The organism is Candidatus Pantoea deserta (genome assembly GCF_003813865.1).
GTDB classification, from domain to species: domain Bacteria; phylum Pseudomonadota; class Gammaproteobacteria; order Enterobacterales; family Enterobacteriaceae; genus Pantoea; species Pantoea deserta.
Window position 1 is genome coordinate 194,396 of the sequence record NZ_RMVG01000001.1, and the last position, 21,004, is coordinate 215,399.

19 protein-coding genes and 1 other annotated feature are annotated in these 21,004 nt (G+C 57.7%); of the genes, 7 read left to right on the forward strand and 12 right to left on the reverse strand.

Annotated features, from left to right (window positions below; all coding sequences use genetic code 11):
- Position 1: 1 nt before the first annotated feature.
- The 4 genes from thrB to BBB56_RS00845 all read right to left on the reverse strand — a co-directional run bounded on the left by thrB (position 2) and on the right by BBB56_RS00845 (position 4,439).
- Positions 2-931, reverse strand: a complete 930-nt coding sequence (gene thrB, locus BBB56_RS00830) for a homoserine kinase (RefSeq protein WP_123798521.1) — start codon at positions 929-931, stop codon at positions 2-4.
- A 2-nt stretch (positions 932-933) separates the two neighbouring features.
- Complete coding sequence (gene thrA, locus BBB56_RS00835) at positions 934-3,396, reverse strand: bifunctional aspartate kinase/homoserine dehydrogenase I (protein WP_123798053.1); 2,463 nt, start codon at positions 3,394-3,396, stop codon at positions 934-936.
- 25 nt (positions 3,397-3,421) lie between these two features.
- Positions 3,422-3,539 (reverse strand) — a sequence feature (Thr leader region).
- Complete coding sequence (gene thrL / locus BBB56_RS23945) at positions 3,478-3,549, reverse strand: thr operon leader peptide (RefSeq protein ID WP_127908399.1); 72 nt, start codon at positions 3,547-3,549, stop codon at positions 3,478-3,480. (Overlaps the previous feature by 62 nt.)
- A gap of 194 nt (positions 3,550-3,743) precedes the next feature.
- A complete protein-coding gene (locus BBB56_RS00845) occupies positions 3,744-4,439 on the reverse strand; it encodes a tRNA/rRNA methyltransferase (protein ID WP_123798055.1) in 696 nt (231 codons plus the stop codon).
- A gap of 610 nt (positions 4,440-5,049) precedes the next feature.
- On the opposite strand from BBB56_RS00845, the gene arcA reads away from it, so the two are divergent.
- The gene (arcA, locus tag BBB56_RS00850) at positions 5,050-5,766 is read left to right on the forward strand and encodes a two-component system response regulator ArcA (RefSeq protein ID WP_123798056.1); all 717 of its coding nucleotides are present in this window, start codon (positions 5,050-5,052) and stop codon (positions 5,764-5,766) included.
- 117 nt (positions 5,767-5,883) lie between these two features.
- Here arcA and creA read toward each other — a convergent pair whose 3' ends face one another.
- Positions 5,884-6,360: a protein CreA gene (gene creA / locus BBB56_RS00855; RefSeq protein ID WP_123798057.1), complete on the reverse strand. Its 477-nt coding sequence runs from the start codon at positions 6,358-6,360 to the stop codon at positions 5,884-5,886.
- A 192-nt stretch (positions 6,361-6,552) separates the two neighbouring features.
- Here creA and robA point away from each other — a divergent pair, with 192 nt between their 5' ends.
- Entirely contained in the window at positions 6,553-7,434 is an 882-nt protein-coding gene (gene robA, locus BBB56_RS00860) for an MDR efflux pump AcrAB transcriptional activator RobA (RefSeq protein WP_123798058.1), read from the forward strand.
- 33 nt (positions 7,435-7,467) lie between these two features.
- On the opposite strand, the gene gpmB is transcribed toward robA, so the two are convergent.
- On the reverse strand, positions 7,468-8,115 hold the full coding sequence (gene gpmB, locus BBB56_RS00865; RefSeq protein WP_123798059.1) for a 2,3-diphosphoglycerate-dependent phosphoglycerate mutase GpmB: 648 nt from the start codon (positions 8,113-8,115) through the stop codon (positions 7,468-7,470).
- Between the two features lie 51 nt (positions 8,116-8,166).
- Between gpmB and yjjX the strand changes: the two genes are divergently transcribed.
- A complete protein-coding gene (gene yjjX, locus BBB56_RS00870) occupies positions 8,167-8,685 on the forward strand; it encodes an inosine/xanthosine triphosphatase (RefSeq protein ID WP_123798060.1) in 519 nt (172 codons plus the stop codon).
- Here yjjX and trpR read toward each other — a convergent pair.
- Together trpR and sltY are read right to left on the reverse strand one after the other, a co-directional pair.
- On the reverse strand, positions 8,660-9,007 hold the full coding sequence (gene trpR / locus BBB56_RS00875; RefSeq protein WP_123798061.1) for a trp operon repressor: 348 nt from the start codon (positions 9,005-9,007) through the stop codon (positions 8,660-8,662). The genes yjjX and trpR overlap by 26 nt on opposite strands.
- A 46-nt stretch (positions 9,008-9,053) precedes the next feature.
- Positions 9,054-10,973, reverse strand: coding sequence for a murein transglycosylase (sltY, locus tag BBB56_RS00880; protein WP_123798062.1), 1,920 nt, complete (start codon positions 10,971-10,973; stop codon positions 9,054-9,056).
- A gap of 318 nt (positions 10,974-11,291) precedes the next feature.
- On the opposite strand from sltY, the gene deoR reads away from it, so the two are divergent.
- From deoR to BBB56_RS00900, 4 genes are all read left to right on the forward strand, one after another.
- Positions 11,292-12,065 (forward strand): DNA-binding transcriptional repressor DeoR, encoded by a 774-nt coding sequence (gene deoR / locus BBB56_RS00885; protein WP_123798063.1) that lies wholly within the window; start codon positions 11,292-11,294, stop codon positions 12,063-12,065.
- A 109-nt stretch (positions 12,066-12,174) separates the two neighbouring features.
- Positions 12,175-13,842 carry an energy-dependent translational throttle protein EttA gene (gene ettA / locus BBB56_RS00890; RefSeq protein ID WP_123798064.1) on the forward strand — a complete coding sequence of 556 codons (1,668 nt, stop codon included), beginning with the start codon at positions 12,175-12,177 and terminating at the stop codon, positions 13,840-13,842.
- A 238-nt stretch (positions 13,843-14,080) separates the two neighbouring features.
- Positions 14,081-15,238 (forward strand): mandelate racemase/muconate lactonizing enzyme family protein, encoded by a 1,158-nt coding sequence (locus BBB56_RS00895; protein ID WP_123798065.1) that lies wholly within the window; start codon positions 14,081-14,083, stop codon positions 15,236-15,238.
- Entirely contained in the window at positions 15,231-16,517 is a 1,287-nt protein-coding gene (locus BBB56_RS00900; RefSeq protein WP_123798066.1) for an MFS transporter, read from the forward strand. Before BBB56_RS00895 ends, BBB56_RS00900 begins: the two co-directional genes overlap by 8 nt.
- Positions 16,518-16,650: 133 nt before the next feature.
- Here the strand turns inward: BBB56_RS00900 and BBB56_RS00905 are convergent, their stop codons facing one another.
- The 4 genes from BBB56_RS00905 to serB form a co-directional block, all read right to left on the reverse strand.
- Positions 16,651-17,031 (reverse strand): type II restriction endonuclease, encoded by a 381-nt coding sequence (locus tag BBB56_RS00905; protein ID WP_123798067.1) that lies wholly within the window; start codon positions 17,029-17,031, stop codon positions 16,651-16,653.
- Between the two features lie 231 nt (positions 17,032-17,262).
- The gene (nadR, locus tag BBB56_RS00910; protein WP_123798068.1) at positions 17,263-18,516 is read right to left on the reverse strand and encodes a multifunctional transcriptional regulator/nicotinamide-nucleotide adenylyltransferase/ribosylnicotinamide kinase NadR; all 1,254 of its coding nucleotides are present in this window, start codon (positions 18,514-18,516) and stop codon (positions 17,263-17,265) included.
- 50 nt (positions 18,517-18,566) lie between these two features.
- Positions 18,567-19,949 (reverse strand): DNA repair protein RadA, encoded by a 1,383-nt coding sequence (radA, locus tag BBB56_RS00915; RefSeq protein ID WP_123798069.1) that lies wholly within the window; start codon positions 19,947-19,949, stop codon positions 18,567-18,569.
- A 10-nt stretch (positions 19,950-19,959) separates the two neighbouring features.
- The gene (gene serB, locus BBB56_RS00920) at positions 19,960-20,937 is read right to left on the reverse strand and encodes a phosphoserine phosphatase (protein ID WP_123798070.1); all 978 of its coding nucleotides are present in this window, start codon (positions 20,935-20,937) and stop codon (positions 19,960-19,962) included.
- Positions 20,938-21,004 lie beyond the last annotated feature (67 nt).

The window sequence follows — 21,004 nt, forward strand, 5'->3', positions numbered from 1 at the left end:
GTTATCCCAGTTTACGTGCGCCGGCCGTATCAAGACGGCAAATATGGACGAAGCCTTCATCATTTTGCAGATAGTGCTGGCGCAGCCAGTCCGCCATCCGCTGTGCCGTTTCCATCTGGTTGCAAACGGCGAAGAGCGTTGGGCCTGAGCCGGAAATGCCGCAGGCCAGCGCGCCGATGTCGGCAGCCGCGCCGCGCGCCTCGGCAAAGCCCGGCAGCAGTTTAGTGCGGTAAGGTTCAGCAATGACATCCTGCATCAGTTTAGCGGCCAGCAGCGGCTGGCGGGTATGGCAGGCATGAATAAAGCCGGCCAGCAGGCGGCCATGCTTAATCACGTCGTCTTTGCGGTATTGCGCGGGCAGAATGGCGCGCGCCTCGGCGGTGGAGACTTTAATGCCCGGATAGGCCATCACCCACAGCCAGTCGTCGAAGCCAGGCACGGCCTGACTGATAATGCCGTTCTCCTCCAGCATCAGCTGAATGCCGCCGAGGAAGCACGGCGCGACGTTGTCATAGTGCACGCTGCCGGAAATGCGCCCTTCCAGCTCTCCCATCAGCGTCAGCAGCTGCGTGTCGCTGAGCGGTTTGCCGCAATATTCATTCATCGCCAGTAAACCGGCAACCACTGAGCAGGCGCTGGAGCCAAGACCGGAGCCAATCGGCATATTTTTTTCCAGCGTCATCGCCACCGGCACCTCTTCGCCGATCGCCTCACAGAAGCGCTGCCAGCACTGGTAAACGATATTTTCTTTGGGATCGTCTGGCAGCTTGCTGACGAAACGCCCGCTGTTTTGCAACGAAAAGCGCGGAGCCGCCTCTACCGAAACGCAGTCGCCCAGCAACGAGCCATCCACCGGCGACACCGCCGCGCCCAGCACATCAAAGCCGACGCTAACGTTGCCAATCGAGGCCGGTGCGTAAATTTTTACCATCATCAAACTCCCAACTTCCACGACAGAGTACGCAGCAGATCGGCGAAAACGCCCGCCGCCGTCACATCATTTCCCGCGCCGTATCCGCGCAAGACCAGCGGGATCGGCTGATAATAGCGGCTGTAAAACGCCAGCGCGTTCTCGCCATTTTTCACTTTATACAGCGGATCGTTGCCGTCGACGGCGTCGATCTTCACTTTACAGACGCCGCCCTCTTCAATCACGCCGACGAAGCGTAACACTTTACCTTCATCACGCGCTTTGGCAACGCGCGCGGCAAAAGCGTTATCCAGCTCCGGCAGGCGCTGCATAAAGGCCTCGACGTCGGCGATCTCCGTCAGGCTGGCGGGCAGCAGCGGCTCGATGTCAATGTCGCTCAGCTCCAGCTGGTGACCCGCTTCACGCGCCAGGATAAGCAGCTTGCGCGCCACGTCCATGCCGGAGAGATCGTCGCGCGGGTCCGGCTCGGTAAAGCCCATCTCGCGCGCCATCGCCGTGGCCGCAGAGAGCGAAACTCCTTCGTCCAGCTTGCCAAAGATAAAGGAGAGCGAACCCGAAAGAATACCGGAGAACTTAATCAGCTCATCGCCGGCGTTGAGCAGGTTTTGCAGGTTTTCAATAACCGGCAGGCCCGCGCCGACGTTGGTGTCATAGAGGAATTTACGGCGCGACTGCGCGGCGGCGGCGCGCATTTGCTGGTAGTAGTTCCACGATGAGGTGTTGGCCTTTTTGTTCGGCGTGACCACATGAAAACCGTCAGCAAGAAAATCAGCGTACTGATCGGCGACCGCCTGGCTGGACGTACAGTCTACGATCACCGGGTTGAGCAGATGGTACTCTTTTACCAGACGATTGAGGCGGTCGAGGTTAAACGGCGCTTTGGCTTCGCTCAGCGCGCCTTTCCAGTCGCTGAGGTCGATGCCGTGCACGTTGGTCAGCAGCGCGCGGGAATTGGCGATGCCGCAAACGCGCAGATCGATATGCTTCTGCTTGAGCCACGCCTGCTGACGATAAAGCTGATCCAGCAGCGCGCCGCCGACGCCGCCGACGCCGACCACAAAGACTTCGATAACCTGATCGGTGGCGAACAGCATCTGATGCACGACGCGCACGCCCGTGGTGGCGGCGTCGTTGCTGACCACGACAGAGATAGAGCGCTCTGACGAGCCTTGCGCGATCGCCACGATGTTGATATTGGCGCGCGCCAGCGCCGAGAAGAATTTAGCGGAAATACCGCGCAGCGTGCGCATGCCGTCGCCCACCACGGAAATCACCGCCAGCTGCTCCATCACTTCCAGCGGATCGAGCAGACCGTCTTTCAGCTCCAGGTAGAACTCTTCCTCCAGCACGCGGCGCGCGCGCGCCTGCTCGTTCTGCGGCACGCAGAAGCTGATGCTGTACTCTGAGGAGGACTGGGTAATCAACACCACCGAAATGCCGGTGCGCGACATAGCGGCAAACACGCGCGCCGCCATCCCGACCATGCCCTTCATGCCCGGTCCGGAGACGTTGAACATCGCCATATTATTCAGATTGGTGATGCCTTTGACCGGATTCTCATCCTTTTCGCCTTCGCCGCCGATCAGGGTGCCCGGCGCCTGCGGATTAGCGGTGTTTTTGATCAGGCAGGGGATCTGGAACTGCGCAATCGGCGCGATGGTGCGCGGATGCAGCACTTTGGCGCCAAAATAAGACAGCTCCATCGCTTCCTGGTAGGACATCGACTTCAGCAGGCGAGCGTCGGGCACCTGACGCGGATCGCAGGTATAGACGCCGTCGACATCGGTCCAGATTTCACAGCAGTCGGCGCGCAGACAGGCGGCCAGCACGGCGGCGGAGTAGTCAGAGCCGTTGCGCCCCAGCACCACCAGCTCCCCTTTCTCATTGCCCGCCGTAAAGCCGGCCATAAGGATCATATTTTGCGGCGGGATCTGGCTGGCGGCGATACGGCGCGTCGACTCGGCAATATCTACCGTGGATTCAAGATAGTGGCCGATGGCCAGCAGTTTTTCGACCGGATCGATGACCGTTACGCTGTGGCCGCGCGCCAGCAACAGCGCCTCCATAATGGCTATCGAAAGCTTCTCGCCGCGGCAGATAATCGCGGCGTTAACGCTGTCCGGGCACTGTCCCAGCAGACTGATGCCGTGCAGCACCTGTTTTAGCTGAGCGAACTCCAGATCGACGCGAGTTTTCTGCCCGTCATAGTCAAAGCCCGGCTGCGCCTTCGCCAGCCCCACCAGCAGCTCATCGAAGATACGCTCAGCGTCGAGGATATTCGGCAGCGCGTCCTGACCGCTGATGGTTTTTTCGATCATCGCCACCAGATGGTTGGTAATCTTTGCGGGTGCAGAGAGTACGGTGGCAACCTGTCCCTGCTGCGCATTACTTTCCAGAATGTCAGCGACGCGAAGAAAACGTTCCGCGTTCGCTACCGAGGTTCCACCAAATTTCAGCACTCGCATAGTCAAGCTCTCCTGAATTTATGCCGAAAAAAAAGCCCGCACTGTTCAGGTGCGGGCTTTTTTCTGTTTTTCCTGTATGCGTCAGCCCGCACCCTTACCTGTGGTAATGGTGGTGGTAATAATGGTGATGTTCAGGCTGGTTGAGTTACGCATGTAGATTTTTCTGTCTGTCTTTTTAAGTCTGTCTGTGTTCCAGAAGTAAAGCAAAGCGCCGATCAAGTCAATGAATTTGTCTGGCGCTGAATTTATCGCCACTGCGCACTGCTGCCTTTATGCCGCGAAAATCTTTGCACGATCGTTTGCTGGTGCGCTACTTTCCACGATCTGCTGCCAGGAAAGCCGCGTTTTCAGGAAGATTTATCTATAAGTTTTTTTTCTATGTCATGCAAAAGGCGGTGCAGCATGGCGCTGTCGCGCTGCTCAAGCAGGCCAATGCGCTGATCGATCCAGTCAGCCATTTTGCGATCGTCGCTGACCTCCAGCGTGTGCAGCAGACGTTCAAAGCGCAGACGCAGCGCCTCTAGCTGTTGTGCGTCAGCCTGCGCCGCCTCAGGGGGCGCGACGCGATTCAGCGAAGAGAGCTGATAGCAGAAGACCATGACCGCCTGCCCCAGATTGAGCGAAGGGTAATCCTGCGCCATAGGGATGCCGGTCAGCAAATCGGCCTGCTCCAGCTCTTCATTGGTCAGCCCGCTATCCTCGCGGCCAAACACCAGCGCCATACTCGTTACCCACTGCCGCTTTTCCAGCAGCTGCGCCTCTACCTGCTGCGGCGTTGCGTAGTAGCGGAACTTCGCCCGACTGCGCGCCGTTGTGGCCACGGAAAAATCGATGTCCGCCAGCGCCTCGCTCAGGGTGTCGAAGGTACGCAGATTATCGAGAATGTCTCCCGCGCCGTGCGCGACGCGTCGTGCGGCCGGATCTTGCCAGGCGTCGCTGGCTACGATCCGCAGTTCGCTAAAGCCCATGGTTTTCATTGCGCGCGCCGCTGCGCCAATATTTTCTGCCCTGGCGGGCGAGACTAGGATAAGAGGAAAACGCATGATTATTCCATCTGTGTTTAGAAATCGCGCCGTATAGTAGCACGCAAGGCAGTAGAAGCCGGTATGAAGCCGAAACAGAAAATGAGAAGTAAAGGATGTTAAAAGTCAATAAATGCCGCTGAAGGGCAGGATAGATGCGCAATGCGCGTAAATTGCAAATTTACCGTATAAACCTCTTTTATTTCAGCTTAATAAACGATGAGTGTCTGGGTTTTATTCTGCTCAGCAGATACAACGAAAAGTTAGCAAATATGATGCTTTTTGTGAGCTAACCTTGCATTACAAGAGAAGTTTTTCACAAAAGTGTTAACGTGCTACAATTGCATTTGATATAAGTCAACGAAGCGTTGTTTTTATGCTTATCGGTTGTTGTTGGTGCTGTTAGGTTGCTGTTAATACAGTTAGGATATGCGCCAATTATTCTCTCCTGGGGCATGCAATTTTCATCCTGACTGGCTGAGCTAACACTGTTGTTGACGTTGATAGATGGTGTATCAAGAACATAATTTCGTACAACGGTTAAGCGCCTTATGCTGTGCGTTTTCTAGCGAGCCTGAAGACCCGCGTACGCCCTGTTTTCAATTTGTTGGCAAATTTTAGGTAGCGAAACATGCAGACCCCACACATTCTTATCGTTGAAGACGAACTGGTCACGCGTAACACGCTCAAAAGCATTTTTGAGGCGGAAGGTTATGTCGTATATGAAGCAACCGATGGCGCTGAAATGCATCAGGTGCTTACCGATAACGACGTCAACCTGGTTATCATGGATATCAACCTGCCCGGTAAAAACGGCCTGTTGCTGGCGCGCGAACTGCGTGAACAGGCAAATGTGGCGCTGATGTTCCTGACCGGTCGTGATAATGAAGTGGACAAAATTCTTGGCCTGGAGATTGGCGCCGATGACTACATCACCAAGCCGTTCAATCCGCGCGAACTGACTATCCGCGCCCGAAATCTGCTGTCGCGCACCATGAATCTGGCCATGCCGAATGAAGAGCGTCGTCAGGTAGAAAGCTACAAGTTTAACGGCTGGGAGCTGGATATTAACAGCCGCTCGCTGATCAGCCCGAACGGCGAGCAGTACAAACTGCCGCGCAGCGAATTTCGCGCCATGCTGCACTTCTGCGAAAATCCGGGAAAAATCCAGACTCGCGCGGATCTGCTGAAGAAGATGACCGGTCGCGAACTGAAGCCGCACGACCGTACCGTGGACGTGACCATTCGCCGTATTCGCAAGCACTTCGAATCGACGCCGGATACGCCTGAAATCATCGCCACTATTCATGGCGAAGGCTACCGCTTCTGCGGCGACCTGCAGGAATAATCGGCATCGCCCCGTCGCAGGTTGCAGACGGCTGCCAGGCTGAGCGGTCGGCAATGCCGCCTTAACCTCGTCATCAACCTGCGCTGATACGAAAAAAACGCCCTTTCGGGCGTTTTTTTATTCCCGCCACGGCATAATCGGCACCGCGCTCAGGGCATTTTTCGGCGAACCTTCCACGACGCGATCGGAATAGCTCAGGTAGATCAGCGCATGACGTTTCTGATCGAAGAAACGCACCACCTGTAACTTTTTAAACACCAGCGACGTTCGTTTCTTGAAAACCACTTCGCCCTGCGCTTTGCCACTGGCGATAGCGTCACTCAGCTCTACCGGCCCAACCTGCTGGCAAGAGATGGCTGCGTCAGCGGTATCTTCCGCCAGTCCCAGACCGCCCTTAATCCCGCCGGTCTTTGCCCGGCTGATATAACAGGTTACATTTTTTACGTCAGGATCGTCGAACGCTTCCACCACGATCTTGTGGTCAGGCCCAAATATCTTGAATACCGTATCTACCGAGCCGATCTCTTCAGCCATAACAGGAGACGCCAGCAGCAGCGTAGCGAGCGAGGCGGCTAAAAAACGAGATATTGTCATAGAGTTACCATTGCAAACTGAATAGATGAACATGTAATGTACTGGGAATTGGCCGCGTTGACCAAACCAAACCGGTTTACTCCTGCATTGACATGGCACAATCTCCCAACAAAACTACCCACGCCAGATGTGCAATGAGTGCTATTATTCGGCGACCGCATTAGCCGCGCCCAGAGAGTATGAGGATGTTTTATGGACCAAGCCGGTATCATTCGAGATTTGCTTGTCTGGCTGGAGAGCCATCTGGATCAGCCCCTTTCACTGGATAATGTTTCCCTTAAAGCGGGTTATTCCAAGTGGCATCTACAAAGGATGTTTAAAGACGTGACCGGCCATGCGATTGGCGCCTATATTCGCGCTCGACGTTTGTCCAAGGCTGCCGTGGCGCTGCGTCTGACCAGCCGCCCGATTCTGGACATTGCTTTGCAGTATCGCTTTGATTCGCAGCAAACCTTTACCCGCGCCTTTAAAAAACAATTTAATCAAACGCCTGCGTGGTATCGCCGTTCGTCGGAATGGAACTCGTTCGGCATTCGTCCGCCAATCCGTCTGGACGACAACAGCATGCCGGAATCCTCTTTCGTCACGCTGCCGGAAACCGTGCTGGTCGGTCAGACGCAAACCTACAGCTGTACGCTGGAGCAGATTTCCAGCTACCGCGACGAAATGCGCATCCATTTCTGGAAGCAGTTCTTGCTGGAAACCGACACCGTTCCGCCTGTGCTCTACGGCCTGCATCAGGTGCGCGCCAGTCAGGAAAAGGATGACGAGCAGGAGATCCTTTACACCACCGCAGTGCCGTCCGACCAGGCTATTAACCTGCACTCCGGCCAGAGCGTTATCCTTGAGGCCGGGGATTATGTGCAGTTTACCTACAGCGGCCCGCGCAACGAGCTACAGGAATTTATTCTGCTGCTGTATGGCACCTGCATGCCGACGCTCGGCCTGACGCGTCGTCAGGGCCAGGATATTGAACGTTTCTACACGCACGGCGGCAAGAAGCGCAGCGAACCGCCAAAAGAGATCCGCTGCGAATATCTTATTCCGATTCGCCGTCAGCAGGCCGCCAGCTAACGACTATGCCGTCCTCGCGACGGCATAACGGGATTAGCGCTGTAGCTCGTCCAGCGCAGGCGCGTCCAGATGCGACACGTCGCCTGCCGTTTCCACCACCCACCCCTCCGCCAGCCAGGCGCTGTGCTGATGATCGACGCGTGAAATCGAGCAGTTGCGCAGCCGCAGCCGGCGCTCCGCATGCGCTGGCAAACCGAGAATGGTGCTGATCAGCCCGCCCAGCGCCATACCGTGACTCACCAGCAGCGGTCGGCTGCCCGCCGGCAGTGACAGACAGGCGTTAAGCGCGTCGTGCATACGCGCCGCCATTTCCGCCATAGATTCGCCCTGCGGAATACGGCCGTCTACCGTGCCGTCCACCAGCGTACTGCGCCAGCGCTCTTCTTCCTCGGTTAAGCCGTCCAGCGGACGTTTCTCCAGCACGCCCATATTTAATTCCCGCAGGCGTGGGTCGAGCGTAACCGTACAGCCACAGGCGTCGGCGATAATTTCAGCGGTGCGCCGCGTGCGGCCCAGATCGCTGGCGATAACGTGGGTAATGCCAAGACGCTTTACGCGCTCGCCCACCTGGTGGGCCTGTTGCTCTCCTTTTTCCGTCAGCGGACTGTCGGATTGTCCCTGAATGCGGCGCTCCGCATTCCATACCGTTTCACCGTGACGAACAAGATAGACCTGTAGCATGCTGAGTTTCCGTTATACTGCGACAAATTTGCCTAAAGGGTTCAATAGATTATGTACCAGGTTATCGCAGCCACCATCAATCCGGCAAAAATTCGCGCAATTTCTCAGGCGTTCAGCGACGTTTTCGGCGAAGGATCCTGCCATATTCGCGGGGTCGAGGTCGATAGCGGCGTGGCGGCGCAGCCCCTGAGCGATAAGGAAACGCGAACCGGCGCACGCCAGCGCATCGCCAATGCGCGCGTTGCCGCGCCGGACGCGGATTTCTGGGTAGCGATTGAGGCCGGTATTGAGGAAGAGTGCGCCTTTGCCTGGATGGTCATCGAAAATGCGTCGCAGCGCGGCGAATCGCGCTCGGCCAGCTTTACGCTTCCCGACGTGGTGCTGGACGGCCTGCGCGCCGGGCGCGAGCTGGGTGACGAGATGGCGCAGCTGACGGGCGTTGAGAATATCAAACATAAAGGCGGCGCGATCGGCGCGCTGACGCACGGGCTGCTGACGCGGTCAGGCGTCTATCACCAGGCCTTAATTCTGGCGCTCTGCCCCTTTACTCACCCGCTTTATCAGCGTTGATGTCGTGACGTCCGAGATGCGCCTCCAGCCAGCGGCGCAGTTCGGGCGGCGCCTCTTTCAGACTGTTCGATCCGCGCGTAATGGTGGCGATACCCACGCCCAGCTCATTTTTCAGCTCGCGCTGGCTCATCTCGCCATTCATTAACTCTTCGACAATGCGCAGACGCGTGCCGAGCGCTTCGCGCTCATCCGGCGTCAGCATCAGCTGCAACAGCGGCAGCGCGACGTCATCGGCATAAGCCTGCTGCATCAGCGCGATAAAGCGTCGCCAGTTGGCTTCAGAGAGAGATTGTTGCGCCGGACGGGCAAGAGGTTGCGTCATTGAAAAGGCTTCCGTACTCACTAACGAGTACGGAAGCATAGCACAGCTAGTAACGTCGATTCCACTCGCTGTCAGACAGCACCTTATCCGGCTGCCCCATAAAGTGACGATAGTAGGCGTCATAGGCCAGCACATTCTTCACGTAGCCGCGCGTTTCCGAGAACGGAATCGTTTCGATAAAGGCCACCGCATCGAGATTGCCCGCGCTGACGTTCTGCCAGCTGCGAACGCGGCCTGGCCCGGCGTTATAGGCCGCCGACGCGAAAATACGGTTCTGCCCGAACTGCTGGTAAACGTATTCCAGGTATTGCGTACCGATTTGAATATTGGTCTGCGGGTCCAGCAGTTGATTGCTGTTGGAATAGCCGGGAAGATTGTACATCTTCACGGTATGCGCGGCGGTAGCGGGCATTACCTGCATCAGACCGCTGGCGCCCACCGGCGAGCGCGCTTTTGGATTCCAGGCGCTCTCCTGACGCGAGATAGCCATGGCGTAACTCGGCTGGATAGCTTTATCGCGGGTATTGTTGCGGTAGAAGCTCTCCCACGCCAGCGGGAAACGCTCTTTCAGGCTATCCCACATCTTCGCCGTAATCGTCGCCTGCACGCTGAGATCCCACCAGTCCTGTTCATTGGCGTAGCGCGCCAGCATTTGCTGCTGCGTGCGGCTTTTGCTGGCGATCAGGTTAGCCCATTCGCTGCGCGCGAGGTTGTCCAGTCCCCAGAACATCAGCTCGCGCACGCGCGCTAATTCGGGTCCCTGCACCGTCGCGCTGTCCGGCTTCGGCGCCTCATCGATCTGCAACGGATAGTTCACACCCAGCCGCTGCGCCGCCACCATCGGATAGAAGCCGCGCGCCTGCATCAGCTTATGCAGGATCTCGTCGGCCTCCTCTTTGCGCCCCTGTGAATAGAGCAGATCGGCCTGCCAGTACTGCCACTCATCTTTCTCTTTTGCCTCCAGCGGCAGACGAGCGATCCAGGTATTCAGCCCGCGACGGTCGTGCTGCGTCAGCGCCAGACGCACGCGCCTTTCAATCAGCGCCGTCGTCTGGCTGTTCATCACCACCGCGTCGCGCCAGCGCGCCTGCTCCGAGGTCAGATCGCTGCCCATCATGCGCCAGACCACGATCTCTTTCAGCGCCTGCTCGTCGTCGGCCTCCATTTTCTGCGCCCGCACCAGCAGCGGAATAAGGCTGCGCGCGTTTTCCATATCGGCGCGCGCCACGCGGGTAAAGGCGTAAATCGTTGCCTGGCGGGTAAAGTCGGTCGGCCCGACAGACTGGGCGAAGGTCAGTACGGTCTGCGGATCGCGCTGTAGATCCAGCACGCCGTTGGCAATGGTCTGGTAATCTTCGGGCAGGGTTTTCGCGAGGAAACTCACCAGGCTGTCGTTGCCCGCTTTCATCGCCAGGCGAATACGCTCCAGCACGGTAATGGGTGACATCTGACCGGAGGATTGCCAGACAGAGAAGAGGCGATCGCAGTCGTTGGGCAGCGAGGTGCCGCGCAGCCAAATCGCTTTCGCGCCCTCAAACGCCTGCTGCTGCGCGCCGGTCGCCCATTTCGCGTAGAGCCAGTTACAGCGCGCCTGCACCGGACCCGGCTCTTCCGGGCTGAAGCTCAGTACGCCCTGCCAGTCCTGACGATGCGCCAGCACGTTAACGAATCGCGTTTTCAGCGAGCGCGCCGGGGGCAGCGTCGGATACTGCTGAATGAAGTTTTTCACCGCAAGCGGCGTTTCCTGGTCGAGATCCTGCGCCAGCAAGCGGTACTGCAAGTAGGGATAGAGCGGATAATCCTGCAACGTCGGCAACAGCTGCTCGACCGTCGCCATTTGATTGCTGTCCCAGGCCTGTTTGATCTGTTGATATCGCTGCCGCTGTTGATCCAGCGAGTCGGCCCACGCGCTGCTGGCCGCCGCGGCCAGACAGATCCCTGTCATCCAGTTACGCCACTTCTCCACAAAAATCTCCTCTGTTGCTGCTCTCCGGCTGCGTGCCAGGCTTTATTCATGCTAACCAGGGGAACCGGCTCTTGCCACGTTCTTCACAAAATTTACGCAGCGCATTGAGATCCTCTATACCTTAGCGCGGGGTTTCCTTGTTACGGCAGGCCGCGACCCACGCTGACGTAAGGTTTACGGGACATTCCGCTTACCGTTAAGATGAGGCGTTCCGAAGCGCAACTTGTTAAAATAGCGATAATTATCGCAGCGCGCTAATGTACAGATGCGGTCGCCAGCGGCGCGCCGTTTTCGCTACCAACCACAACAGAGATGTCTATGGAAACCCGGCGCGACGAACGCATTCAGAAACTGATCCTGGCGCTAAAACGCACCGACAAGCTGCATCTGAAAGATGCCGCCCAGCTGTTAGGCGTCTCAGAGATGACGATTCGCCGCGATCTGAGCGAACCGGCCTCAACGGTGGTGCTGCTGGGCGGCTACATCGTCAGCGATCCCAAAAGCCACGTCGGACACTATTTTGTTTCAGACCAGCACGGGCAGAACGCCGCCAAAAAGCAGCGGCTGGCGCAGGCGGCCGTCAGCCTGATCGGCGAGAACGACACGGTGTTCTTCGACTGCGGCACCACTATTCCCTATATCATCGACGCCCTGCCCGACGCGCTGCCTTTTACCGCTATCTGCTGCGCCATGAATACCTTCCTGGCGCTAAAAGAGAAACCGGCCTGCAACGTGATCCTGAGCGGCGGCGAGTTCCACGCCGACAATGCCCTGTTCACGCCCGTCGGCGCGCACTCCATTCTTGACGATCTCTGTCCGACCCTGGCTTTTATCTCGGCGGCGGGCATCGACCCGCATCAGGGCGCGACCTGCTACAACCTTAACGAGCTGGCGATGAAGCACCGCGCCATGCTGCGTTCACGCCAGCGCATTCTGGTGGCCGACAGCAGCAAGTTCGGCAAAGTCCTGCCGGCGCGCATCGGCGAGCTGCATCGCTTTGACCTGCTGGTCAGCGACAGCGCGCCGGACAAGACGCTGGCCGACTGGCTGGCGCAGCAGCCGCTGCCGCTGCGTCTGCCCGATTCGCCGTAGCGCCCTCTTTTCTTTTGCGCATAACGCCGGCGCACGACTGGGATTAGCCAGGCAAAAAGGCTAAACTTCGTCACTAATTCACCCACCAGAATCAGAGGCTCATTACAACGTGGCTCAATTCGTCTATAGCATGCATCGCGTCGGTAAAGTGGTACCGCCGAAGCGTCATATTCTGAAGAACATCTCCCTCAGCTTTTTCCCAGGCGCGAAAATCGGCGTGCTCGGTCTGAACGGCGCGGGTAAATCCACGCTGCTGCGCATTATGGCGGGCATCGATAAAGACATCGAAGGCGAAGCGCGTCCGCAGCCGGGTATCAAAGTCGGCTATCTGCCGCAGGAGCCGCAGCTCAACCCGGAGCAGACGGTCCGCGAATCCATTGAAGAGGCAGTGTCTGAAGTGGTCGGCGCGCTGAAGCGCCTGGATGAGGTTTACGCGCTCTACGCCGAGCCGGACGCCGATTTCGACAAGCTGGCCGCGGAACAGGGTCGTCTGGAAGAAGTTATCCAGGCGCACGACGGCCATAACCTGGAAACGCAGCTTGAGCGCGCCGCCGATGCGATGCGTCTGCCAGACTGGGATGCCAAAATCGGCAATCTGTCCGGGGGCGAGCGCCGTCGCGTAGCGATGTGCCGCCTGCTGCTGGAAAAGCCGGATATGCTGCTGCTGGATGAACCGACCAACCACCTGGACGCCGAGTCCGTGGCCTGGCTGGAGCGCTTCCTGCACGAGTTTGAAGGCACCGTGGTGGCGATTACCCACGACCGTTACTTCCTCGACAACGTCGCGGGCTGGATCCTGGAGCTGGACCGTGGCGAAGGCATTCCGTGGGAAGGCAACTACTCGTCCTGGCTGGAGCAGAAAGATCAGCGTCTGGCGCAGGAAGCCTCTGCTGAAGCCGCTCGCCGCAAATCGATTGAAAAAGAGCTGGAGTGGGTGCGTCAGGGCGCGAAAGGCCGTCAGTCTAAAGGCAAAGCGCGTCTGGCCCGCTTTGAAGAGCTGAACAGCACCGAGTATCAGAAACGTAACGAGACCAGCGAACTCTTTATTCCGCCAGGTCCGCGCCTGGGCGATAAAGTGGTCGAGGTGAAAAACCTGACTAAATCCTACGGCGACCGCGTGCTGATCGACGATCTGTCGTTCTCAGTGCCGAAAGGGGCTATCGTCGGCATTATCGGTCCGAACGGCGCAGGTAAATCGACCCTGTTCCGCATGATGACCGGGCAGGAGCAGCCGGACTCCGGCAGCATCGAGCTGGGCGAAACCGTCAAGCTGGCGTCGGTCGATCAGTTCCGCGACTCGATGGATAATTCAAAAACCGTGTGGGAAGAGGTGTCCGGCGGTCTGGACATCATGCGCATCGGTAACTTTGAGATGCCGAGCCGCGCCTACGTGGGCCGCTTTAACTTCAAAGGCACCGACCAGGGCAAACGCGTCGGCGAGCTGTCCGGGGGCGAACGCGGCCGTCTGCATCTGGCGAAGCTGCTTCAGGTAGGCGGCAACCTGCTGCTGCTTGACGAACCGACCAACGACCTGGACGTAGAAACCCTGCGCGCGCTGGAAAACGCCCTGCTGGAGTTCCCTGGCTGCGCCATGGTGATCTCGCACGACCGCTGGTTCCTCGACCGTATCGCGACCCATATCCTCGACTATCAGGATGAGGGCAAAGTCGAATTCTTCGAAGGTAACTTCAGCGAATACGAAGAGTACAAAAAACGCACCCTCGGCGCAGAAGCGCTGGAGCCAAAGCGTATCAAGTACAAGCGTATTACCAAGTAATTCCTCAGGCGGCAGCGATGCCGCCTTTTCTTTATGCGCTTTTCTGTGACCCTTTGCGCGTTCCTTTGTCGCTTCGCCCAATTATCCCTTTTATTCCGCATTTAACCCTGGGCTGTCGCCCGATGCCGCCGCCTGGCGCGCTTTTTATACTCGCTGATGATCTGATTCGACTCACCCTACCGTTCCGGCAAGCTGTTATAAAAATTCACGCCGGGGGTCATCTTACGAGGTCTGTGGCATGAAAATAGTTTCAATCGACGTGATACGCGTCGCCATTCCTTTTAATGCGCAGCGACAGGCGCCCCGACAGCAGGAAACCACCTTTAACGCCGCCTCTTCATCGCTGCGCCGTATGGAAACGCTGCTGGTGAAAATCAGCTGCGATAACGGCCTGTGCGGCTGGGGAGAAGCCTTTGGTCATCTGGCGAACCCTGTTACCGAGCAGGCGATCTGCACGCTGGTCGCCCCGCTGTTTATCGGTAAACCCCTGCCGGATACGGCGCAGGCTATCGCGGATCTGATGCAGCAGGCAGAGCAAGCGCTGCATGCCTTTGGCCGCAGCGGTCCGGTGCGTTACGCGCTCTCGGCGGTAGATATTGCGCTGTGGGATGCGCTAGGGCAGCGACAAGATAAGCCGCTGTGGCAGCTTCTGGGAGCCAGCCGTCAGCGCGTTGAGCGCTATGCCAGCCTGGTCAGCTACGATAACGATCCCGTCGCCGTCGCCCGGCAGGTCAGACGCGCCTGGGATGAAGGCTTTACCACCCTCAAACTGCATGAAACCGCCTTCGCCGCCATTCAGGCGGCGCGCGACGCGTTGCCTGAGCAGGCTGAACTTATGGTGGACGTTAACTGTCCGTGGACGCGCGAACAGGCGACGCAGCAGGCGCACGAGCTGCGCGCGCTTCAGCTCGGCTGGCTGGAAGAGCCGATCTGGCCGCCTGATGATTATCAGGGCCTGGCGCAGCTGAAACGCGTCGGCGTGCCGCTGGCGGCCGGTGAGAACGTAGACGGCGACTGGGGCTTTATCCATCTGCTGGAAAACGGCGCGGTCGATGTCGCGCAGCCCAGCGTGGCGAAGGTGGGCGGCATTAGCGCCGCGCTGCGCGTATTTGCCGCCGCGCAGCAGTATCGGGTGCGGGTCGTGCCGCACTGCTTCTATTACGGCGCAGGCATGCTGGCGACCGCGCATCTGGTCGCGCTGTTGCCTGACGAGGTCAAAATGGAAGTGCCGTGGATCGCCTTTGAAGCCGAACTCTACCCCGATTTCCCGCAGGAGACGGTTTTTACTCTCTCCGCGCGGCCAGGACTAGGCTACGCGCCGGATGAAGAGGTGCTGCGCCGCTATCGCCTCTCGCTGAGCCAGATCACCGATAAAGGAGTGCGTCGCTATGCGTAAAAACTACCGTGTTGTCATTGCGCTACTGCTGTTTTTCGCCGGTATGCTGAACTATCTGGATCGCGCCGCACTCTCCGTTATGGCTCCGCTCATCAAAACCGATCTGCATATTAATGACGCAGAGATGGGCATTCTTTTTAGCTGTTTTTTTATCGGCTACTGCGCATTCTGCTTTCTCGGCGGCTGGGCCGCAGATCGTTTTGGCCCACGTCGCGTCTATGCGTGGGCGGCGGGCGTCTGGTCGCTGTTCTGCGGCGCAACCGCGCTGGTGACAGGATTTACTCACCTGCTGATCGTGCGCATGCTGTTCGGCATCGGCGAAGGGCCGATGGGCACCACCACCAACAAATCGATCGCCAACTGGTTCCCTAAAAAAGAGACGGGCCGCGCGGTGGGCTTTACCAACGCCGGCCAGCCGCTCGGCGCCGCGATTGCCGCGCCGGTTGTCGGGCTGGTTGGTTTGCACTATGGCTGGCGCATCGCCTTTGTCGTTATTGCGCTGGCGGGCTTTGTGTGGGTCGCCTGCTGGCTGTGGCTGTTCCGCGACAAGCCTGAAGATCATCCTCGCGTCGGCGCGGCAGAGCGCGAGCTGATCAGCGGCCAGCGTCCGGCGACGCAGGCCGCCGCTTCGCCACAGCAGGATCGCCATTCGCTATGGCGCTACATTTTTTCGCTGCCGGTGCTGGGCGTGGCGAGCGCCTTTTTCTGCTTTAACTATATTCAGTACTTTTTCCTTTCCTGGCTGCCCAGCTATCTCACCGATTTTCAGCATCTTGATATTAAGAGCATGAGCATTATCGGCGTTCTGCCCTGGCTGGGCGCAACGGTGGGCTTTCTCGGCGGCGGCATCGTCTCTGATATGCTGTTCCGCCGCACGCAAAACTTTTTGCTGTCGCGCAAGCTGGTGATCTTTATCGGCCTGGCGGTAGCGGCCCTGTGCGTGCTGTTAACGGCGTGGAGTCAGGATGTTGCCAGTGCGGTGACGCTGATTACGCTGGCCAGCGTTTTCGCCTATATGACGCCGCAAGCGTGCTGGTCGCTGTTGCAGGATATTGTTCCGGCGGGCCGTATCGGCACCGCAGGCGGCTTTGTTCATCTGCTGGCTAATCTTGCCGGTATCCTGTCGCCGGGCATTACCGGCTTTCTGATCCAGTACGGCGGCGGCTATCACACCGCGTTTCTGCTGGCGAGCGCGCTGGCGCTGGCGGGTATGCTGCTGCTGGCGCTGCTGGTGCGGCAAAAAGGGGTCAATATGCTGCGCGCGCTGGCGGCTGCCTGAAAAATGGGGCGTCAGCCCCATTTATAATCCTTTAATATAAAAACTAATGCAGCAAGCTAACCATTCACCTCTGAGCTGATGTCTTTATTAATACTCAGGTATTGCGTACTGGATTGTTAGCATGGCGATGTTTTTATTTTATTTTCACCCAGTCTTCAATATGTCCCTGGTGGTCTTCACCATTTATCTTGTAAAGAATACAGGTCAACGTATTAGTTTTATCAAAACCAACCACAATATTGTCGCCTAGCTGGGCTGAATTCATTACCTGGTTACTTTCGTAATAAAGCCTGAATTCGGAACGTGTTTCGTGCGACATTCTGGCTTCGTACCATTTCATACTTACTTTATGCGGCGTGTCATCACCACCGTAAAAAAAGTTAGTCTGGAAATTTTTATCAAGCGTTCCGAGCATGTTTTTCAATACTTTAACACCATTCAACTCCTTTTGATCATAAAGTTCACTTTTTGAGAGGGTTTTAATGCAAGCGCTTTTCAGACTCTGAGTCTTCATAAAATAACTCATCCTTTGAGAAATGAGATTTAATGATAAAGACCTTTTAATTCTTTTCTGTTACAGACATCAAATAATGGCTTAAGGGATTTTCCGTTGAAAATACGCTCTTTCTGGAAAGAAAACTCTGTAGAATGTTTATAAAAATATCCATTTGAAAAAAAATGACAAATTTCAGATGTAGTTATATTTTTACCAGGTTGTCTTTTTGACAACCCGTTTCTGATTAATTTATTTTGCAGCCGCGCTTGCTACCTTTTTTCCTTCCATCATCCCTTTCACCAGCTCAATACAGCGCAGAAACCGCGTATCGTAATCGTCCTCGCGCACATGCGCGAAATCGACGTTGTTTTCCCGCAGCATGGTCACCAGCAGAGACTGGAACTCCCGGCGATCCACCGAGCTGCCCAGGCTGCGCAGGCCGTCAGCGACCCAAGGCACGTTGTTCTCCAGCAGGATCACCAGGTCGAAGCGGTATTCGTCGATCAGCGCCTGCACAAAGGGGTGTTCGCGCCCTTCATACTTCAGGCAGAACGCCTGGGTAGTGATAAAGTCGGTATCGATAAAGGCGACTTTGTTGGCGTACTTCACCGCAAAGTCGATGTACTGCGCCTGGCCGAGCGCAATCTTGTCGTAGTCGGAATACTGCAGCGCCATTTCGTCGCCGCCCAGATGCGAGAAGACGTAGTCGCGCCCGTACTCCCAGGCGCTGGTCGTGTTGAAAATATTAGCCAGCTTGTTGACCAGCGTGGATTTGCCGCTCGATTCGCCGCCGAGCACGGCCACGGTGCGCACAAAGAAGGGCTTTACCTCGGTGGGAATATATTCCCAGTAGCGGAACGGATCCTGACGGATCTGCCCGCCGCTGATATTCATAAAGGATCGCGCGGGATCAATCAGCACGGTGTTAATGCCCAGATGCTGCTGATACATCTCGGCATCCGCGGTTTCGCTGGTGTAGATGCAGTCAGGGGAAATGCCTTGATCGCTGAGAAAGCGTTTGACGCCCTCGCTCCAGACATCCCAGCCGTGCGGATAAGGCTCGATGCCCTCTTCGTTAAAAGAGTGGATGCGAATGTTTTTCTGATATTTGAAGGTCTGTAGCAGCCAGCGCAGCCGATCGCTGACGGTCGGCTGCTGCGACATCGCGCTGTTTTCGAACAGTTCACGATCGCGCGGCTCGTCGTGACCCATGATGATATGCAGCTCGTCCACCTGGCTACAGGCGCGCTGGATCAGATAGATATGGCCGGTGTGCAGCGGATAAAACTTGCCGAACACCACCCCAACCGTTTTTTCGCGACGCGGAAACTCCAGCCCCAGAAAACGATGCAGCGCTTCCAGCTTCTGCGCGCTGGGGCTTTTAATTTTGGCATTGAGCAGCTGGCTCAGATAGCCCTTGGTCATCCCGCTGGCGTCGGCCACCTGTTGCAGGGTATGCCCCTGCTGGCGAATGGCGGTTTTCAAATAGTCGAACGACGTCATGCTGCCTCCTGCATGGATTGAATTTGCCAGCGAGTTTACCCGCTCAGCCTTTAAAGCTCATCCAGTATCGCCAGCGCGTCCGCCAGTTTTTTCGCGCTGTAAACCTTCATACCGTCGATCGCTTTTTTAGGCGCGTTGCCAGCCGGCACGATGGCGCGTTTGAAGCCGTGCTTGGCCGCTTCAGAGATGCGCTCCTGGCCGCTTGGCACCGGACGGATCTCGCCCGCCAGCCCCACTTCGCCAAAGATCACCAGATCCTGCGGCAGCGGCCGATCGCGCAGGCTCGACACCATCGCCAGCAGCAGCGCCAGATCGGCGCTGGTTTCGGTTACCTTTACGCCGCCCACCACGTTGACGAAGACATCCTGATCGGCCATTTGCAGCCCGCCGTGGCGGTGCAGCACCGCCAGCAAAATAGCCAGACGATTCTGTTCCAGCCCGACCGCGACGCGGCGCGGATTGCCCATCATCGAGTGATCGACCAGCGCCTGAATCTCAACCAGCAGCGGACGCGTTCCTTCCCACACCACCATTACGGAGCTGCCAGAGGTAATCTCATCGCCGCGCGACAGGAAAATCGCTGAGGGATTGCTGACTTCCCGCATGCCCTGCTCGGTCATAGCGAATACGCCCAGCTCGTTAACGGCGCCAAAACGGTTTTTATGGCTGCGCAGCGTGCGAAAGCGCGAGTCGGCGTCGCCGTCCAGCAATACCGAACAGTCGATGCAGTGCTCCAGCACTTTCGGACCGGCCAGCGAGCCGTCTTTGGTGACGTGGCCGACCATGACGATCGCCACGCCGCGCGTTTTGGCGAAGCGCGTCAGATAGGCGGCGGTTTCGCGCACCTGCGCCACGCTGCCCGGCGACGACTGAATATCCGCCATATGCATCACCTGGATGGAGTCGATCACCATCAGCTTCGGCTGCTCCTGCTCGGCGATCTGACAGATCTGCTCGATGCTGGTTTCCGACAGCATATTGAGGTTTTCGCTCGGCAGGCCCAGACGGTGCGCGCGCATCGCCACCTGCTGCAACGACTCTTCCCCGGTGACATACAGGGTTTTCATCTCCTGCGCCAGGCGGCACATCACCTGCAACAACAGCGTTGATTTACCCGCGCCGGGGTTGCCGCCAATCAGAATGGCGCTGCCCGGCACCACGCCGCCGCCCAGCACCCGGTCAAACTCTTTAAAGCCGGTAGAGAAGCGCGGCAGCGCCTCAAGGCTAATCTCTGACAGCTTCTGTACCCGGCTGACGCCCGCGCTGCCCGCATAGCCGCTCAGGCGCTCATTGCGCGCCGCCGCTGGCGACGCCGCAATGCGCACTTCGGTGATGGTGTTCCAGGCGTGGCAGGCGCTGCATTGCCCCTGCCAGCGCGGATAGTCTGCGCCGCATTCGTTACAAACAAAGGCGCGTTTTGCCGCTTTGGCCAAATCAGTACCTCTAACGCTCTTCGTGGATCAGGCTGCCGCTGAGGATGCAAAAAACACCCATCAGATCGGCGTGACGGATAGTGACCTCCGTCTGCTCATTCACCTTTGGTTTAGCATGATAGGCGATACCCAGCGCTGACGCTTTTATCATCGGCAGATCGTTGGCGCCGTCGCCAATCGCGACGGTCTGTTCCGGCGCGATGTCAAAACGCTGCGCCAGCTTTTTCAGGGTATCAGCCTTGTATTGCGCATCGACAATCTGCCCCAGCACCTCGCCGGTCAGCTTGCCGTCGCGCATTTCCAGTTCATTGGCGGCGACGTGCGCCAGATGCAGCTTGTCGCGCAGGTATTCGGCGAAATAGGTAAAGCCGCCTGACGCGATCGCCACCTGCCAGCCCAGCGCCTGTAGCTTCTGCACCAGCTCGGTCAGCCCCGGCATCAGCGGCAGCTCGTCGCGCACCTGCTTAAGAATATTGGCATCGGCATCCTTCAGCGTCGCCACGCGCTGTCTCAGGCTGGCGGCAAAGTCCAGCTCGCCGCGCATGGCGCGTTCTGTGACTTCCGCCACCAGCTCGCCGCTGCCCGCCAGTTTAGCAATCTCATCGATGCATTCGATCTGAATGGCCGTGGAGTCCATGTCCATCACCAGCAGGCCTGGCGTCTTCAGATGCGGAATCTTGCCAAGCGGCGCGACGTCAAGACCATTGTCATGCGCCAGCCTGGCGGCGCGCGGCGTCAGCGAACCGGCCAGGCGCACCACCTGATACTCATCGATACGCCAGGCGCTGACGATGACCATCGCCGCGCCCAGCTTGCGCTGATAATCGGTAAGCTGCTGTTTATCGAGTCCACGACCATACAGCAGCCAGCCGGTCCGACCGGCACGGTAATCCAGCGGCATCACTTCATCGCCGCTGAGGGAAAGAGGTAAACCCGGCCATTCGGAGAGTTCGGCGGGCAAATCGCACCAGGTAAGACGGTTCGGCATCAGAGCTCCTGTAGGGGGACAACAAAACCACGCAAGAGGCTACCTTGTCTGCGCCGCTTCTGGCAAC